This window comes from Allobosea sp. (assembly GCF_048595345.1).
Classification (GTDB): Bacteria; Pseudomonadota; Alphaproteobacteria; order Rhizobiales; family Beijerinckiaceae; genus Allobosea.
This window is the reverse complement of the sequence record NZ_JBMDWH010000063.1, coordinates 12,387-28,024: the sequence shown is the minus strand read 5'-3', so window position 1 is coordinate 28,024 and position 15,638 is coordinate 12,387. Positions and strand designations below refer to the sequence as shown.

At 68.2% G+C, this 15,638-nt stretch carries 17 protein-coding genes; 10 read left to right on the top strand and 7 right to left on the bottom strand.

The genetic code is table 11. From position 1 onward, the window contains the following. The first annotated feature begins 59 nt into the window (after positions 1-59). From lepA to tam, 3 genes are all read left to right on the top strand, one after another. Positions 60-1,865 carry a translation elongation factor 4 gene (gene lepA, locus ACOJTB_RS07255; protein WP_420101854.1) on the top strand — a complete coding sequence of 602 codons (1,806 nt, stop codon included), beginning with the start codon at positions 60-62 and terminating at the stop codon, positions 1,863-1,865. Positions 1,866-1,931: 66 nt separating this feature from the next. Further along, on the top strand, positions 1,932-2,690 hold the full coding sequence (locus ACOJTB_RS07250; protein ID WP_420101853.1) for an SDR family NAD(P)-dependent oxidoreductase: 759 nt from the start codon (positions 1,932-1,934) through the stop codon (positions 2,688-2,690). Positions 2,691-2,766: 76 nt separating this feature from the next. Beyond that, a complete protein-coding gene (gene tam / locus ACOJTB_RS07245) occupies positions 2,767-3,549 on the top strand; it encodes a trans-aconitate 2-methyltransferase (protein WP_420101852.1) in 783 nt (260 codons plus the stop codon). Here the strand turns inward: tam and ACOJTB_RS07240 are convergent. The 3 genes from ACOJTB_RS07240 to ACOJTB_RS07230 all read right to left on the bottom strand — a co-directional run bounded on the left by ACOJTB_RS07240 (position 3,546) and on the right by ACOJTB_RS07230 (position 6,249). Next, positions 3,546-4,322 carry an ABC transporter ATP-binding protein gene (locus ACOJTB_RS07240; protein WP_420101851.1) on the bottom strand — a complete coding sequence of 259 codons (777 nt, stop codon included), beginning with the start codon at positions 4,320-4,322 and terminating at the stop codon, positions 3,546-3,548. The two genes, tam and ACOJTB_RS07240, sit on opposite strands and share 4 nt — an antisense overlap. Beyond that, entirely contained in the window at positions 4,298-5,056 is a 759-nt protein-coding gene (locus ACOJTB_RS07235; RefSeq protein ID WP_420101850.1) for an ABC transporter permease, read from the bottom strand. Before ACOJTB_RS07235 ends, ACOJTB_RS07240 begins: the two co-directional genes overlap by 25 nt. Before the next feature lie 167 nt (positions 5,057-5,223). Beyond that, positions 5,224-6,249, bottom strand: coding sequence for an ABC transporter substrate-binding protein (locus tag ACOJTB_RS07230; RefSeq protein ID WP_420101849.1), 1,026 nt, complete (start codon positions 6,247-6,249; stop codon positions 5,224-5,226). Positions 6,250-6,410: 161 nt separating this feature from the next. Here ACOJTB_RS07230 and ACOJTB_RS07225 point away from each other — a divergent pair, with 161 nt between their 5' ends. The 6 genes from ACOJTB_RS07225 to ACOJTB_RS07200 all read left to right on the top strand — a co-directional run bounded on the left by ACOJTB_RS07225 (position 6,411) and on the right by ACOJTB_RS07200 (position 10,659). Then, on the top strand, positions 6,411-6,878 hold the full coding sequence (locus tag ACOJTB_RS07225) for an Lrp/AsnC family transcriptional regulator (protein WP_420101848.1): 468 nt from the start codon (positions 6,411-6,413) through the stop codon (positions 6,876-6,878). Between the two features lie 71 nt (positions 6,879-6,949). Continuing rightward, positions 6,950-8,236: a phosphopantothenoylcysteine decarboxylase domain-containing protein gene (locus ACOJTB_RS07220; RefSeq protein WP_420101847.1), complete on the top strand. Its 1,287-nt coding sequence runs from the start codon at positions 6,950-6,952 to the stop codon at positions 8,234-8,236. A gap of 4 nt (positions 8,237-8,240) precedes the next feature. Next, positions 8,241-8,714, top strand: a complete 474-nt coding sequence (dut, locus tag ACOJTB_RS07215) for a dUTP diphosphatase (RefSeq protein ID WP_420101846.1) — start codon at positions 8,241-8,243, stop codon at positions 8,712-8,714. Continuing rightward, the gene (locus ACOJTB_RS07210; protein ID WP_420101845.1) at positions 8,711-9,157 is read left to right on the top strand and encodes an RrF2 family transcriptional regulator; all 447 of its coding nucleotides are present in this window, start codon (positions 8,711-8,713) and stop codon (positions 9,155-9,157) included. Before dut ends, ACOJTB_RS07210 begins: the two co-directional genes overlap by 4 nt. Before the next feature lie 81 nt (positions 9,158-9,238). Further along, on the top strand, positions 9,239-10,210 hold the full coding sequence (cysK, locus tag ACOJTB_RS07205; RefSeq protein WP_420101844.1) for a cysteine synthase A: 972 nt from the start codon (positions 9,239-9,241) through the stop codon (positions 10,208-10,210). After that, positions 10,207-10,659, top strand: a complete 453-nt coding sequence (locus ACOJTB_RS07200; protein WP_420101843.1) for a GNAT family N-acetyltransferase — start codon at positions 10,207-10,209, stop codon at positions 10,657-10,659. The genes cysK and ACOJTB_RS07200 overlap by 4 nt, the downstream gene beginning before the upstream one ends. 7 nt (positions 10,660-10,666) lie before the next feature. On the opposite strand, the gene ACOJTB_RS07195 is transcribed toward ACOJTB_RS07200, so the two are convergent. The 3 genes from ACOJTB_RS07195 to ACOJTB_RS07185 all read right to left on the bottom strand — a co-directional run bounded on the left by ACOJTB_RS07195 (position 10,667) and on the right by ACOJTB_RS07185 (position 13,942). Then, positions 10,667-11,533 (bottom strand): VOC family protein, encoded by an 867-nt coding sequence (locus tag ACOJTB_RS07195; protein ID WP_420101842.1) that lies wholly within the window; start codon positions 11,531-11,533, stop codon positions 10,667-10,669. 124 nt (positions 11,534-11,657) lie between these two features. Next, positions 11,658-12,893 (bottom strand): NAD(P)/FAD-dependent oxidoreductase, encoded by a 1,236-nt coding sequence (locus ACOJTB_RS07190; protein ID WP_420101841.1) that lies wholly within the window; start codon positions 12,891-12,893, stop codon positions 11,658-11,660. Continuing rightward, complete coding sequence (locus tag ACOJTB_RS07185) at positions 12,893-13,942, bottom strand: YihY/virulence factor BrkB family protein (RefSeq protein WP_420101840.1); 1,050 nt, start codon at positions 13,940-13,942, stop codon at positions 12,893-12,895. Before ACOJTB_RS07185 ends, ACOJTB_RS07190 begins: the two co-directional genes overlap by 1 nt. Before the next feature lie 171 nt (positions 13,943-14,113). Here ACOJTB_RS07185 and ACOJTB_RS07180 point away from each other — a divergent pair, with 171 nt between their 5' ends. Continuing rightward, a complete protein-coding gene (locus tag ACOJTB_RS07180; RefSeq protein WP_420101839.1) occupies positions 14,114-14,815 on the top strand; it encodes an outer membrane protein in 702 nt (233 codons plus the stop codon). 119 nt (positions 14,816-14,934) lie between these two features. Here the strand turns inward: ACOJTB_RS07180 and recR are convergent, their stop codons facing one another. Beyond that, entirely contained in the window at positions 14,935-15,540 is a 606-nt protein-coding gene (recR, locus tag ACOJTB_RS07175) for a recombination mediator RecR (protein WP_420101838.1), read from the bottom strand. Positions 15,541-15,638 lie beyond the last annotated feature (98 nt).

Genomic DNA, 15,638 nt, shown 5'->3' with positions numbered 1-15,638 from the left:
CCTCGTCCTCGGATGGTGTCGCGCTTGGCGCCACGCGGCTTCACTGCTATGGCGCGCGCATGAGCACCCGCAGCATCGACAATATCCGCAACTTTTCGATCGTCGCGCATATCGACCACGGCAAGTCCACGCTGGCCGACCGGCTGATCCAGCAGACCGGCACGGTCGCGGCGCGCGATATGTCCGAGCAGATCCTCGACTCGATGGATATCGAGAAGGAACGCGGCATCACGATCAAAGCCCAGACGGTGCGGCTGGACTACAAGGCCAAGGACGGCAAGTCCTACATCCTGAACCTGATGGACACGCCCGGGCATGTCGACTTCGCCTATGAGGTGTCGCGCTCGCTGGCGGCCTGCGAGGGCTCGCTGCTGGTGGTGGATGCCTCGCAGGGCGTCGAGGCGCAGACGCTCGCCAACGTGTATCAGGCGCTCGACGCCAACCACGAAATCGTCACCGTCCTCAACAAGATCGACCTACCGGCGGCCGAGCCCGACCGCATCAAGCAGCAGATCGAGGATGTGATCGGGCTCGACGCCTCCGAGGCCGTGCCGATCTCGGCCAAGACCGGCCTCAACATCGAGGGCGTGCTCGAAGCGATCGTCGAGAAGCTGCCGGCGCCCAAGGGGGACCCGGACGCCCCGCTGAAGGCGATGCTGGTCGACAGCTGGTACGACACCTATCTCGGCGTCGTCGTGCTCGTGCGCATCATCGACGGCGTGCTGAAGAAGGGCATGACGATCCGCATGATGCGGGCCAACGCCTCCTATGGCGTCGACCGCGTCGGCGTGTTCAAGCCCAAGATGCTGGAGGTGAAGGAGCTGGGGCCCGGCGAGGTCGGCTTCTTCACCGCCTCGATCAAGGAAGTCGCCGACACCGCCGTCGGCGATACCATCACCGACGAGAAGAAGCCGATCGCCGAGCCGCTGCCGGGCTTCAAGCCCGTCGTGCCGGTGGTGTTCTGCGGCATCTTCCCGGTCGACGCCGCCGATTTCGAGGATCTGCGCGGTGCGATGGCCAAGCTGCGCCTGAACGACGCCAGCTTCTCCTATGAGATGGAAACCTCGGCCGCGCTCGGCTTCGGCTTCCGCTGCGGCTTCCTGGGCCTGCTCCATCTGGAGATCATCCAGGAGCGGCTGGAGCGCGAGTTCAACCTCAACCTGATCTCGACGGCCCCCTCGGTCGTCTACCGGCTGAAGCTGCGCGACGGCTCGACGCTGGAGCTGCACAACCCGGCCGACATGCCGGATGTGATGAAGATCGAGGCGATCGAGGAGCCCTGGATCCGCGCCACGATCTTCACGCCGGACGAATATCTCGGCTCGGTGCTGAAGCTCTGCCAGGATCGGCGCGGGCTGCAGATCGATCTCGGCTATGTCGGCTCGCGCGCCAAGGTGGTCTACGATCTGCCGCTGAACGAGGTGGTGTTCGATTTCTACGACCGGCTGAAGTCGATCTCGAAGGGCTATGCCTCCTTCGACTACCAGATCACCGATTACCGCGAGGGCGACCTCGTGCGCATGTCGGTGCTGGTCAATGCCGAGGCGGTCGACGCGCTCTCGATGCTGGTCCACCGCAGCCGGGCCGAATCGCGCGGGCGCGCCATGTGCGAGAAGCTCAAGGAGCTGATCCCGCCGCATATGTTCCAGATCCCCGTGCAGGCGGCGATCGGCGGCAAGATTATCGCCCGCGAGACCATCCGCGCGCTGCGCAAGGACGTGACCGCCAAGTGCTATGGCGGCGACGCGACCCGCAAGCGCAAGCTTCTGGAGAAGCAGAAGGAAGGCAAGAAGAAGATGCGGCAGTTCGGCAAGGTCGAAATCCCGCAGGAAGCCTTCATCGCCGCGCTCAAGATGGACGATTGAGCGGCCCTTCCGCCTTATGGATCGACGGCGCTTGATCCCCGCCGCGATCGCGCCGAAGCTCGGCCGATGACAACGGCATGGTTCGACGACCTCGAAGGCAGGAGCGCGCTGGTGACCGGCGCCTCCGGCGGGCTGGGGCTGCATTTCGCCCGGCTGCTCGCGAACCATGGCGTGAGCGTCACCCTCGCGGCGCGGCGGCTGGCGGCGCTCGAAAGTGCCTGCTCCGAGATCGCAGCGGCAGGCGGACAGGCCGATGCGCTGGCGCTCGACGTCGCGGATGCGGCCTCGGTCGGGGCGGCTCTGGCTGGCAGATCCTTCGACATCCTGGTCAACAATGCCGGCATCAGCGGCGCCGGGCGCGCTGCCGATCTCGCGGAAGCCGATTGGGACGCGGTGGTCGACACCAATCTCAAAGGCGTCTTCCTGGTGGCGCAGGCGGCCGCTCGCGGCATGCGCGAGGCCGGCAAGGGTGGCGCGATCGTCAACATCGCCTCCATTCTAGGCGAGCGCGTCGCCGGCGGCGTGGCGGCTTACGCGGCGTCGAAAGCGGGCGTCATCCAGCTGACGAAGGCGCTGGCGCTCGAATGGGCGCGCGACGGCATTCGGGTCAACGCGCTCTGCCCCGGCTATATCGAGACCGACATCAACCGCGATTTCTTCTCCACGGAACCGGGACAGCAATTGATCCGGCGCATTCCGCAACGCCGGCTCGGCCGGGCCGAGGAGCTGGATGGCGCCCTGCTGCTGCTCGCCTCGCAGGCCGGCAGCTACATCACGGGCGCCTCGCTCGCCGTCGATGGCGGGCATCTGGTCTCCTCGCTCTGAGACGAGCCCTTGCGGTGATCGGCCATCGGGCCTATCGCGCGGCGGAACCGGCGAAAGCCGCCGGGAGGAGAGCGCCATGGCCACCGCCCCCGACTGGAACGCCGCCCAGTATCTGCGCTTCGAGGATGAGCGGACGCGCCCCTCGATCGACCTTCTCGCCCGCGTCCCGCTCTCCGATCCCGCACGCTGCATCGATCTGGGCTGCGGGCCGGGCAACAGCACCGAGCTGGTCGCGGCGCGCTTTCCGCAAGCGCAGGTCGAGGGCCTCGATTCCTCGCCTGACATGCTGGAGAAGGCCCGCAAGCGCCTGCCGCAGCTGTCCTTCACGCTCGGCGATGTCGGCAGCTGGGTCGTCGAGGGCGGCTACGACCTGATCTTCGCCAATGCGGTTCTGCAGTGGCTGCCCGACCATGCCAGCCTGTTTCCGAAGCTCGTACGCTCGCTCAAGCCCGGCGGCTGTCTCGCCGTGCAGATGCCGGATAATCTCGATCGCCCATCCCATGTCGCTATGCGCGAAGTGGCGATGGAGCAACCCTGGGCCGACCAGCTCGCGCCGTCCCTCGCGGCACGGACGAAAATCGGTTCTTTCGGCGATTACCGGCGCTGGCTGACCGCGGCCGGCTGCCGTGTCGATCTCTGGCAGACGACCTATGTTCACGAACTCCAGGGACTCGGCGCCATCGCAGACTGGTTCAGGAGCACGGGGTTGAAGCCATTTCTGGACCGGCTCCACGCGGATGAGCAGGAGGCCTATCTCGCGCGCTACCTCGCCCGCATCGCGCCGTCCTATCCGGTCGAGAGCGACGGCAAGGTGCTGCTGCCCTTTCCGCGGCTGTTCATCGTCGCTACCAAGAGCTAGATCGCGGCGCCATCCGCCACGATATCGGCGCCGAGCCCCTGCCTGACCGCCCTGACGATCTCGGCCTCGGCCGCCGCGCCGCGCTTGCGCGGTCGGGCCGCATCGATGCGGTGCTCGGCGATGATCTGGCCGGGCGCGCCGGACAGGATCACCACGCGATCGGCGAGATAGGCGGCTTCGTCGATATCATGGGTGACGAAGAGCACCGTCTTGCCCGTTCGCTGCCAGACGCGGATCAGCTCGTCCTGCAGATGCTCGCGCGTCAGCGCGTCCAGCGCCGAGAACGGCTCGTCCATCAGCAGGATCTCGGGCTCGACCGCCAGCGCCCGCGCCAGCGAGACGCGCTGGCGCTGCCCGCCGGAGAGCTGATGCGGCCAGCGCTGCGCCAGCTGGCCGAGGCCGACCAGATCGAGCATCTCCTGCGCCTTGGCGAGGCGCTGCGCGTGCGGGCTGCGGCCTTCGAGGCCGAAGCCGACATTGGACACCACCTTGCGCCAGGGCAGCAGGCGGGAATCCTGGAAGACCAGCGCCACAGGACGGCGCGTGCCGTCTTTTGCATGAATCGCGACCTCGCCGCCGCTGGGCTTGGCGAGACCGGCGATGACCCGCAGCAGCGTCGATTTGCCGACGCCGGAAGGGCCGACGATGGCGAGGAACTCGCCCCGGCCGACCGAAAGGTCGAGCTGGCGCAGCACCTCGGTCTCCTCCCCGTCGCGGGTGAAGGTGAGCGAGAGCTTGCGGATATCGATCACGCTTTCCAACGCAGCACCCATTTCTGGAAGGCGACGAAGGCGGTGTCGAGCAGGCCGTAGAGCCCCGCCATCGTCAGCATGTAGACCACGACGATGTCGGTCGCGAGCAGGCTCGAAGCCTGCATCATGCGCTGGCCGACACCGGCGACGCCGAAGATCTCGGCCGCGACCACCGCCATCCAGGCCTGGCCGAGCGCCGTGCGAAAGCCGACGAGAATGCCCGGCATCGCCGCCGGAAGCAGGATCTTGAACAGCTTGGCCCAGGGCGAGCGGAAGCCGAAGGCCTCCGCCACCTCGATCAGATCGCGATCGACCCCGCGCACCGCGCCCTGCGCCGCGAAGAAGGAAATCCAGAACACGCCGACGGCGATGATGAACACCGCCGCGCCGGGCGTAACGCCGAACCAGATGATCGCGAAGGGCACCCAGGCGAGGCCGGGAATCGGCCGCAGCACGCGCACGACCCAGGCGGTCGCCTCCTCGGCGATACGCGACATGCCGACCAGCACGCCGAGCGCGATGCCCAGCCCCGCTCCGACGAAGAGGCCGACGAAATAGTGCCAGAGCGAGCCCAGAATGGCCGCGACCCAGGCGCCGGACTGCATCTCGCGCAGAAACGCCTTCGGCAGCGCGCTGGGCGGCGGCAGGAAAGCCGGGTTGACCCAGCCGAGAAAAGGAGCCGCCTCCCAGAGCAGCAGGAAGGCGGCGAGGCCCAGAAAAGCGAGGGCCGGAGCCCGCAACGACTGAAGGGTCAAATCTCTTGGCCTCACTTCGGAAAGTCGGCGTCGTTCCGGGCGACCAGGGGAAGGCCCGCGATCCGATCCGGACCTTATCCGATCAACGCTGCGAAATGGATCCCGGATCTCCGCTTCGCTCCATCCGGGATGACGCGCGCCGAGACGCAGGCACGATCAGGCCGGTATCAACCGCCCGCCTTGGCGGCGCGCTCGTAATACTGCGTCTCGAACAGGCCGTCGAAGGGCAGTTCCTTGTCGAGCGAGCCGAGCTTGACCTGGTAGGCCTGCATCGCGCGGGCCGGCTCGATGATCTTGCGCGGGTCGATCTCGAAGACGCTGGCGGGCGAGACCAGCGCCTTGCGGATCAGATCGGGATCGACGATGCCCTTGCCGAGCGCCGCGCCGATATGAGGTGCGGCCTTGTCCGGGTTCGCCTTGATCAGCGCGGCGGCCTTGACCAGCCCGTCGACGATCGCCTGCACCGCCTGCGGATTTTTCGTCGCGAAGGCGCCGGAGACAGCGACGACCGTGCCGGGCTGGCCCGGAAACACCTCTTCGCCGGCCGCGACGAGCTTGATCGCGCTGTTGCGGCTCTGCAGGATCGTCAGCGCCGGCTCGCGCACGCTGCCGCCATCGACCGCGCCGGCGAGGATCGCCTGCTGCGTCGCATCGATTCCCATCGGCACGATCTCGACATCCGCCTTGTCGATCTTGGCGACCTCCCACAGCCAGTATTGCAGCGTCGTGTTCGGCACCGAGCCGGCGGGTTGGGTGGCGAGGCGCGCCGCCTTGCCGTTTGCCGTGCGGAAGGCCTTGAAGGCCGCCGCTGGCGCGACGCCGGCCGTGAAGAACTTCGACAGGGACGGCGCTGCAACGACGACGTTCTCGCCGATCGCGGTCGAGGCCACGACGCGCACGTCGATGCCGCGCGAGCGGGCGACGGCCAGAGGCGCGACCCCGGCGACATAGACGTCCAGCGTGCCGGAGGCCAGCGCCTGGATCATGTTGGGGCCGGATTCGAACACCGTCACGGCAGGCTCGACGCCAGCCTGCTTCAGCCAGCCTTCGCCCTGCGCGACGAAGAAGGGCGCGGTGCCGACCACCGGAATGTAGCCGACGCGCGCGGCGACGGGCTGGCCCTGCGCCCTGGCCGCCAGCGGCGCGAAGGCGGCAAAACCCGAGGCGAGGGCGAGAAAACGGCGGCGATCCATGAGGTCGATGTCCTGTCCGAAAGAGCGGCGCGCAAGCACGCCATTGACAGGTTGAGAAAAGGATTTTCTATCATACCGCAAGGGATGAAGCGCAAAAAGAGATTTATCCTACTAAACCTAGTTTGAGAAGATCGTTCTTCTCTCAGATCGGATGACCGGAGATGGATGCCATCGACCGCAAGATTCTCACCGTGCTCCAGGCCGACGCCAACATCTCGATCGCGGAGCTGGCGGACCGCGTGGGGCTCTCGCAAACCCCCTGCTGGAAGCGCATCCAGAAGCTGGAGCAGGCCGGAATCATCCTCAAGCGCGTGGCGCTGGTCGCGCCGGAGAAAATCGGTCTCGGCCTCACCGTCTTCGTGCAGATCGAGACCGCCGACCATTCCGGCCCCTGGCTCTCGACCTTCGCAGACACGGTCTCGGCCATGCCGGAGGTGATGGAGTTCTACCGGATGGCCGGCGATGTCGATTACATGCTGCGCGTCGTCGTCGCCGACATGGCCGCCTATGACGCCTTCTACAAGAAGCTGATCGAGACGATTCCGCTGAAAAACGTGACCTCCCGCTTCGCGATGGAGCGGATCAAGGCGACCACGGCCTACAAGGTGCCGGACGCGCCGCGGGTCTGAGGGTGCGGCCATGACAGGCCGGCGCGGAGGATGCTAGGAAGCACCACCCGCGCCTTTCCCGAGGAGCCGCCTTGTCCGCTTCCCGCTCCATCCTGCTGATCATCGGCGGCGGCATCGCCGCCTATAAATGCCTGGAGCTGATCCGCAGGCTCAAGGATCGCGGCATCGCCGCGCGCTGCATCCTGACCAAGGCGGGCGAGCAGTTCGTGACGCCGCTCGCCGTCTCGGCCCTGGCGGGAGAGCGCTGCTTCACCGATCTGTTCTCGCTGACGGACGAGGCCGATATCGGCCATATCCAGCTCTCGCGCTCGACCGACCTCGTGGTCGTCGCCCCCGCCACGGCCGATCTCATCGCCAAGATGGCGACGGGGCAGGCGGGCGACCTCGCCACCACCGCGCTGCTCGCCACCGACAAGCGCGTGCTGATCGCGCCCGCGATGAACCCGCGCATGTGGCAGCACCCGGCGACGCGCCGGAACATGGCCCAGCTCGAGAAGGACGGCATTCTCGTTGTCGGCCCCAATAGCGGCGCGATGGCCGAGCGGGGCGAGAGCGGGATCGGCCGCATGGCCGAACCGATGGAAATTCTCGCCGCGATCGAACTCGCCTTGGCAGGCGAGAAGCCGGCGGCCCAGCGCGCAATCGGCTTTCTCGGCCGGCTGCCGGGGGCCGATGCCGCACAGGCCCGGCCGGCGGCAGGCGCGCTCGCCGGGCGCCATGTGCTGATCACTTCCGGCCCGACGCATGAGCCGATCGACCCGGTTCGCTATATCGCCAACCGCTCCTCCGGCAAGCAGGGCCACGCCATCGCGGCGGCGGCGGCGGCGGCGGGGGCGCAGGTGACGCTGATCAGCGGGCCGGTCTCGATCCCGGACCCCGAGGGCGTCCGGACGGTGCATGTCGAATCCGCCCGCGAGATGCTCGCGGCGGTGGAGGCGGCGCTTCCGGCGGATCTCGCCATCTTCGCCGCGGCCGTCGCCGACTGGCGCGTCGCCGATGCCGCGCCCGAGAAGATGAAGAAGGATGGCGGAGCGCTGGCGCCTCTCTCGCTGGTCGAGAACCCCGACATCCTGGCGAGCATCGCGCATCGCGAGGCGGGCAGGCCCGGCCTCGTCGTCGGCTTCGCCGCAGAGACGCAGAACGTCGTCGCCTATGCCAGGGCCAAGCTCGCCAAAAAGGGCTGCGACCTCATCGTCGCGAACGATGTCGGCGGCACCGGCGTGATGGGCGGCGACGACAACACCGTCCATCTGGTGACGAAGCAAGGAGTCGAGACCTGGCCGACGCTCGCCAAGGAGGAGGTCGCGCGGCGGCTGGTGGCACATCTGGCGACGCTGCTGCCGGCCCGGACGGTCTGAGCGCATGGTCACGGTTCCGATCCGGCGCCTGCCGCATGGCGCGGACCTTCCCTTGCCGGCTTACGAAACCGCCGGGGCGGCGGGGCTCGATCTCAGGGCCGCGATCGCCGAGCCGCTGACCGTGCCGCCGGGCCGGCGGCAGCTGGTGCCGACGGGCCTTGCCCTGCAACTGCCCGAGGGATTCGAAGCGCAGGTGCGGCCGCGTTCGGGGCTGGCGCTGCGCCATGGCGTCACCGTCCTCAACAGCCCCGGCACGGTGGATCGCGATTATCGCGGCGAGGTGTCGGTCGTGCTGATCAATCACGGCGAGGAGCCGTTCAGGATCGCGCGCGGGGACAGGATCGCGCAATTGGTGATCGCGCCGGTGACGCAGGCGAGGCTGGTCGAGGTCGATATGCTGGACGAAACCGAGCGGGGCGCCGGAGGCTATGGCTCCACCGGCGTCGCGCAAGGCAAGACGGGGGAGGCGGCGCGATGAACCTGCTCTCCCGACGCAGCCTTCTCGCCATCGCGGCGGTGGTCGATATCGCCTTGCATGCCCGCCCCTCGCCCGTCCCGGCCAAGCTGCTGGTCGGCCGGCTCGGCCTGCCGCCGCGCCATCTGGAAACGCTGCTGCAGGCGCTGGTGCATGCCGGCATCCTCAAGAGCGTGCGCGGGCCGCGGGGCGGCTATGAGCTGGCGCGCGAGCGCCGCCGCATCACGGCCGGGGACATCACCCGCGCGGCGATGAGCGACGCGGCTGAGGATTTGGGGCCGCCGCCGCAATCGGCGCTCGTCGATACGGTCGTTGCCCCTGAGGTGGCCGCGGCCTCCGCCGCCTTCCTCACCGTGCTGGACGGGGTGACGGTCGAGGATCTGTGCCGGCGCGCCCTCGACGGCGATGTCGGGATCCAGCTGCCGGAAGTTAATTTCACAATATAGAATGTGATTTATCTGATTATTCGACAGAACTTGTAAATTGAACTAGCGTTGTCGTCCTGACCGCTTTTCGAGGAGTGACCGATGGCTGAAGCGCAGAACGCCACCAAGGCCCCGGGCCGTGGCCGCATCTACAACTCCATCACCGACACGATCGGCGACACGCCGCTGGTGAAGCTCAACCGCCTGCCGACCGAGCGCGGCGTGCAGGCGACGATCCTGGCCAAGCTGGAGTTCTTCAACCCGATCTCGAGCGTCAAGGACCGGATCGGCGTCAACATGATCGACGCGCTGGAAGCCTCGGGCGCGCTGCAGCCGGGCGGCACGCTGATCGAGCCGACGTCCGGCAATACCGGCATCGCGCTCGCCTTCGTCGCCGCCGCGCGCGGCTATCGCCTGATCCTGGTGATGCCCGAGACGATGTCGCTGGAGCGCCGCAAGATGCTGGCGCTGCTGGGCGCCGAGCTGGTGCTGACGCCCGGCCCCGGCGGCATGCGCGGCGCGGTCGCCAAGGCCGAGGAGCTGAAGAACGAGATCCCGGGCGCGATCATTCCCCAGCAGTTCGAAAACCCGCACAATCCGGAAATCCACCGCAGGACGACCGCCGAGGAGATCTGGAACGACACGCAGGGCGCGGTCGACATCATCGTCTCGGGCGTCGGCACCGGCGGCACCATCACCGGCATCGGCCAGGTGCTGAAGGCCCGCAAGCCCGGCCTGAAGATGGTCGCGGTGGAGCCCGAGGATTCGCCCGTGCTCTCCGGCGGCCAGCCCGGCCCACACAAGATTCAGGGCATCGGGGCCGGCTTCGTGCCCGGCGTGCTCGACCGCGGCGTGATCGACGAGGTGGTCACCGTCGGCAACCAGACCGCCTTCGAGACGGCCCGCGCGCTGGCCAAGCTGGAAGGCATCCCGACCGGCATCTCGTCGGGCGCCGCGGTGGCGGCGGCGCTGGAAGTGGCCGCCAAGCCGGAGAACGCCGGCAAGACGATCGTGGTGATCATTCCTTCCTTCGCGGAGCGCTACATCTCCAGCGCCCTGTTCGAAGGGCTGTGAGCGAAGGCTCCGTCCAGATCGTCCGGCTCGCCGAGGCGCTGCCGGACGATATCGGGGATCTGCAGGCGGAGGCGGCCGGCGAGGCCTATCGTTTCGTCGAGAGCCTGTTGAGCGAGTGGCAGGAAGGCCATTATGCCGCAGGCGATGACCGCTTCGCGGTCTTCGCCGCGTTCCGTGATGGGGAACTTGCCGGCATCGGCGCACTGACGCCCGATCCCTATGATCCCGCTCCGGACCTGCTGCGAATCCGGCATGTCTATGTGCGGTCGGCGCATCGCGGCACGGGTGTCGGGCGGGTTCTCGCGACGGCGCTGATCCAGCAGGGCCTGGAGCTCGCGCCACGCCTCTCGCTGCGAGCGGCCGACGAGAAGGCGGCCCGTTTCTGGGAGGCGGCCGGCTTCTCACCGACGATGAGCGGCACGCGCCGCTCGCATCTGTTGACGCGGTAGGCCGCGCTCAGCTTACCAGCACGAGGCGGTTGTTCCACGGATCGGCGATCGAAGGGCCGTCCTGCGCATCGCGGCCACCTGCGGCGAGGATGCGCTCGCGCATCGCGGCGAAATCGGCCTCGTCCCGGGCGACGATCTCGAAGCTCTCCAGCCCCGCCTCGCCCGGCTGGCGAGCGCCCGCGCCGCGGCTGCCCCAGATGTTGCCGGCGATATGGTGGTGATAGCCGCCGCTGGCGAGGAAGCTGGCACCAGGATAACGAACCATCAGGTCGAAGCCGAGCAGATCGCGATAGAAGGTCTCGGCCTCGGCCGTATCGCCGACGCGCAGGTGGATATGCCCCATGGCGGTGCCGGCCGGCATGCCGGCATAGGGCGCCGTCCCGGCGTCGGAGAGCAGGCGGTCGAGATCGAGGCGCTCGGTCGCCATGGCGATGCCTCCATCGGGCCGGCGCGGCCAGTCGGAGCGCTTGCGGTCGCGATAGATCTCGATTCCGTTGCCCTCCGGATCGGAGAGATAGAGCGCCTCGCTCACCAGATGGTCGGAGGCACCCTCCAGCCGCAGCCCGGTCGTGGCGGCATGACGCAGCCAGTTCGCCAGCGCCTGGCGTGACGGCAACAGGATGGCGAGGTGGAAGAGGCCGGTGGCGGCCGTCGGGCGGGTCGCGCCCGCCTGCAGGCGAACCAGCGCCTTGCCATCGATGCCGAGTTCGGCCTGCTCCGGGCTTTCGCGGATCAACGCAAGACCGATCGCATCGCGGTAGAAGGCGTTGAGCCGCGGCAGGTCTGCGACGCGCAGGGTCACGGCGCCGATGTGAAAAGGCGCGTCGTGAGCTTCCAGAAGCGCCGGCGTGGCCGGCTCGGCGGTGGCGAGCATGGTTCAGGTCCTTTCGCAGGCGGCAGGCCGAACGCCGCCACGCCTTGAAGATGGCGCGATCCGACGCCCTTGTCGCTGCCGCAGGCGGAAAGAACGAGATTGCAGATCCGCAATCCGATCGGCGTCACGCCGGGTTCGGGCGGTCGATGGCGAAATGGCGGAACCAGCTTTCCTCCCGCCCCTCGATCAGGGCGCCGAGCATGCGCGATGCCAGGAAACTGAAGGTGATGCCGTTGCCGCCATAGCCATAGGCGGCCAGCAGGCGCGGATGGCCGGGCACGCGGCCGATCAGCGGCAGGCCGTCCTCCGTCTGGCCGAAGGCGCCGGACCAGCTATGGCTGAAATCGAGCCGCGCTTTCGGCAACAGCGCATGGAGACGCCGGCGCAGCGCCTCAGTCTTGGCCTCGTCGAGCTCCTCCCGCGCTTCCGGCTGCTCGATCTCCTCGTCCTCGCCGCCGAAGACGATCCGGCCATCGGTAGTGGTGCGGCAATAGCAGTAATCCTCCGACGCCTCCCAGACGAGGGCGCGGCCCGGCCACAGGGCCTCGGGCGCCTGCGGCACGGTCGCAACGGCCCAGCTCGAGGCGACGCGATGCAGATCGTCCTGGACGCAATCGGGCATGACATAGCCGGTGGCGAGCACGATCGCGCCGGCCTCGACGACGCGCCCGCTCTTCAAGGTCACGGCGGCGGTGGCACCACTGCCGTCATAGCTCACGGCCTCCTCGCGCAGCAGGCGGGCGCCACGCTTGGTCGCCATCGCGATCAACCCATGGCAGAGGCTCAAGGGGTCGGCCTCGGCCGAGCCGGGGGAGACGATGGCGGCGGCCCTGTCGAAGCCGAAGCGGCCGAGCAGGTCGGCATGCTCCACGAAATCGCCGGGAAGCCCGGCGCGGCGGCGCGCCTCATGCTCGGCGAGCAGTTCCCGCGGTCCGACCTCGCCGGCGGCGAGATAGACCGTCGGGCGCGGGGAAAATCCGCAGGGGATCGCCAATTGGCCGACGAGCTCGCCCAGCTGCTCCACCGCCTTGAAGCTCATCCGGTAGATCTCGGCCGCCGCCTCGAAGCCATAGAGAGCTGCGAGCTCGGAGATTTGCAGGTCGATCTCCCATTGCAGCATGGCCGTGGAGGCAGCGGTGCTGCCGAAGCCCTCGCGCTCGCGGTCGATCAGGACCACGTCCTTGCCCATGGCGGTGAGGTGCTCGGCCATCAGCGCTCCGGTGATGCCGGCCCCGACCACGACGACGTCGCAGCGCGTATCGGCGGCCAGCGTACGGCCGGGCGGGCGGGCGATTCCGGGCAACCAAGGGCCCTGGCCGTGGCGGAGGTCGTCGTGGCGGATCGTCTGGGGGTCGAGCATCAATCCGCCTTTGCCGGGCCGACCCGGTCAGCCATCGTCGCACCGCGCTGCCCGAGGGGTTTCGGGTTGCCGGTCGTGGTGTCGTGCGCGGTCTGGTGTTCCAGCTCGGCGTTGAGCTCGGCCCCGGCCAGCACGATCATGGCCGAGATCCAGAGCCAGGTCATGAAGACGACGACCGTCGCCAGCGAGCCATAGGCCGCCGTGTAGTTGCCGAGCGTGCTGACATACCAGGAGAAGACATAGGAGGCGCCGGCCCAGAGCAGCGCGGCGACCACCGCGCCCGGCATCACCCAGACGAAGCGGGCGCGCTCGCGGCTGGGGCCGATCCAGTAGAGGGCCGCGATGGACAACGTGCCGAGCACCAGGAAGGTCGGCCACCGGACGGCGCTGATCAGCTCCTCCAGCTCGGAGTGGAACGGGAACAGAGCCGTCACCAGCGGCAGGCTGGCGATGACGATCAGCGCCGTGGTGACCAGCAGCACGCCGCCGACCGTGGTGAAGAGCGAGACGAGGTTCAGCTTCACGAAGCTGCGCTTCTCGGTTTCGCGGTAGATGATGTTCAGCGCGTCGAAGATCGCCTTCACCGCCGCATTCGACGACCAGGCCGCGACGAGGAAGCTGATCAGGAAAGTCAGCGACAGGCTGGCGCCGGATTGGCTGGAGAGGCGGATCGCCTGTTCGTGAATGAGGTCGCGCGCCGCCTGCGGGAACATCGTCGTCACCGCGTCGAGCTGCTCGGCGATCGTCACCGGATCGGTGAAATAACGATAGACCGTGACCAGCAGCGAGAGCGCCGGCACCAGCGAGAGCAATGTGAAGAAGGCTACGGCGCCGGCGAGCGAGGAGATGCGGTTGTCGATGACGTTGCCGATGAAGCGCAGCAGCACGTCCTTCCAGCCCAGCCACGGCATCTGCCAGGGGGTCCGCGCCATCCGGCCGCGGCGCTGCGCGCTGCGCTTGCGATCACGGCGGCTGGTCAGCGCGCCTGAAACATAGCCGAGCGCGACACCGAGCCCGGCCACCCCGGTCATGCGTTTCAGGTCAGCCATCGATGGTTCGGTCCCCATTGCCGTGCGCCAGCTTGGCCGCAACAGGGGGCGGCGGCAAATGTTCCGCGCCGGGCCCTGCCGCGCGCGGCCTTAGGCGATTGTTAACCTTAATGCTTCGTTATCGGCGATGCCGCCCCTCGCATCGGGCGGCGTCTGGCATGGACGTGTCCGATGGCGAATTCGATCAAGGCGGGGCTCTGCGGCCTCGCGATGCTCTGGGCCGGAGCGGCAGGCGCAGCCGATCTGCGCTCCGTCGCGCTGCCGCCGGCGCCCGAGCTTCCCGCCTTCTATTCCTGGAGCGGCGTCTATGCCGGCGTGCAGGGCGGCTATTCCTGGGGCAGCAACCGTGTGCGGATCGGCTCGGCGACCGGCGCCTTCGCGCCTTTGCGCTTCCATGCCGGCGAGGATTTCGGATTCGGCGGCGCGCATGCCGGCTTCAATTATCAGAGCGGCGGCGTCGTTCTGGGCCTGGAGGGGGATATCGAGGCGCTCGGCAATCGCAGCCGCTTCGACGGCGTCGGCTTTTCCGGACGCACCAGCCAGGATTGGCAGGCGGCGGCGCGCGCACGCCTCGGCTATGCCTTCGACCGGCTGATGGTCTATGCGGCGGGCGGCGCCTCCTTTACCGAATATGAGCGGCGGGTCTATGGCGCGGGCGGCTCCGGCGAGCGGCTGACCAGCGCGCGCACGGGCTGGAATGTCGGGGCGGGCGTCAATTTCGCCTTTACCGATCACCTCATCCTCGGGGCGGAATATCGCTACACCGATTTCGGCCGCAACCGCTTCGCCTCGTCCGGCGCCTTTCCGGGCCTCACCGGCGATCAGGAGCTGACGACCCACAGCGCCCGGGCGAGCATGGCCTACAAGTTCTGAGGGATCACGCCGTCATTGCGAGGAGCCGAGCGACGAAGCAATCCAGGAACATTGGGTGAAACCTTCAACCCGGTCCTCACGGATGGCTTCGCTCCGCTCGCCATGACGCAGGACCGCGCTCAGAACCCCGTGCGCTGGCGGATCGCCGCGGCGAGCGTCCCGTCGTCGAGATAGTCGAGCTCGCCGCCCACCGGCACGCCATGAGCGAGCCTGGTGACCTTCACCGGCAGATGGCCCAGCAGATCGGTGATGAAATGGGCCGTGGTCTGGCCGTCCACGGTGGCGCTGAGCGCCAGGATGATCTCCTTGACCCGCGGATCGGAGGCGCGGGCGACCAGCGCATCGAGCGAGAGGTGCTCGGGCCGCACGCCATCCAGCGCCGACAGCACGCCGCCCAGCACATGGTAGCGGCCGGAGACGGCGCCGGAGCGCTCCAGCGCCCACAGATCGGAGATATCGGCGACGACGACGATCAGGCCGTCGTCGCGGCGCGGATCGCTGCAGAGCCCGCAGGGGTCGCTGGTGTCGACATTGCCGCAGGTCGTGCAGACGAGGATTCGCTCGCGCGCGACGCTCATCGCCTCCGAAAGCGGGCCGAGCAACTGCTCACGCTTCTTGACCAGATGCAGCGCGGCGCGGCGGGCCGAGCGCGGCCCGAGCCCCGGCAATTTCGCCAGGAGCTGGATCAGGCGCTCGATTTCGGGGCCGGCGATGGGGCGGGGCATATGGCGCTACCCTGTCATCCCGGGGCATGGCGCAGCCATGAACCCGGACCCCACGAACGGGTGAGTCCGGTCGTACCGATGCATTCGATGGCGCTCGC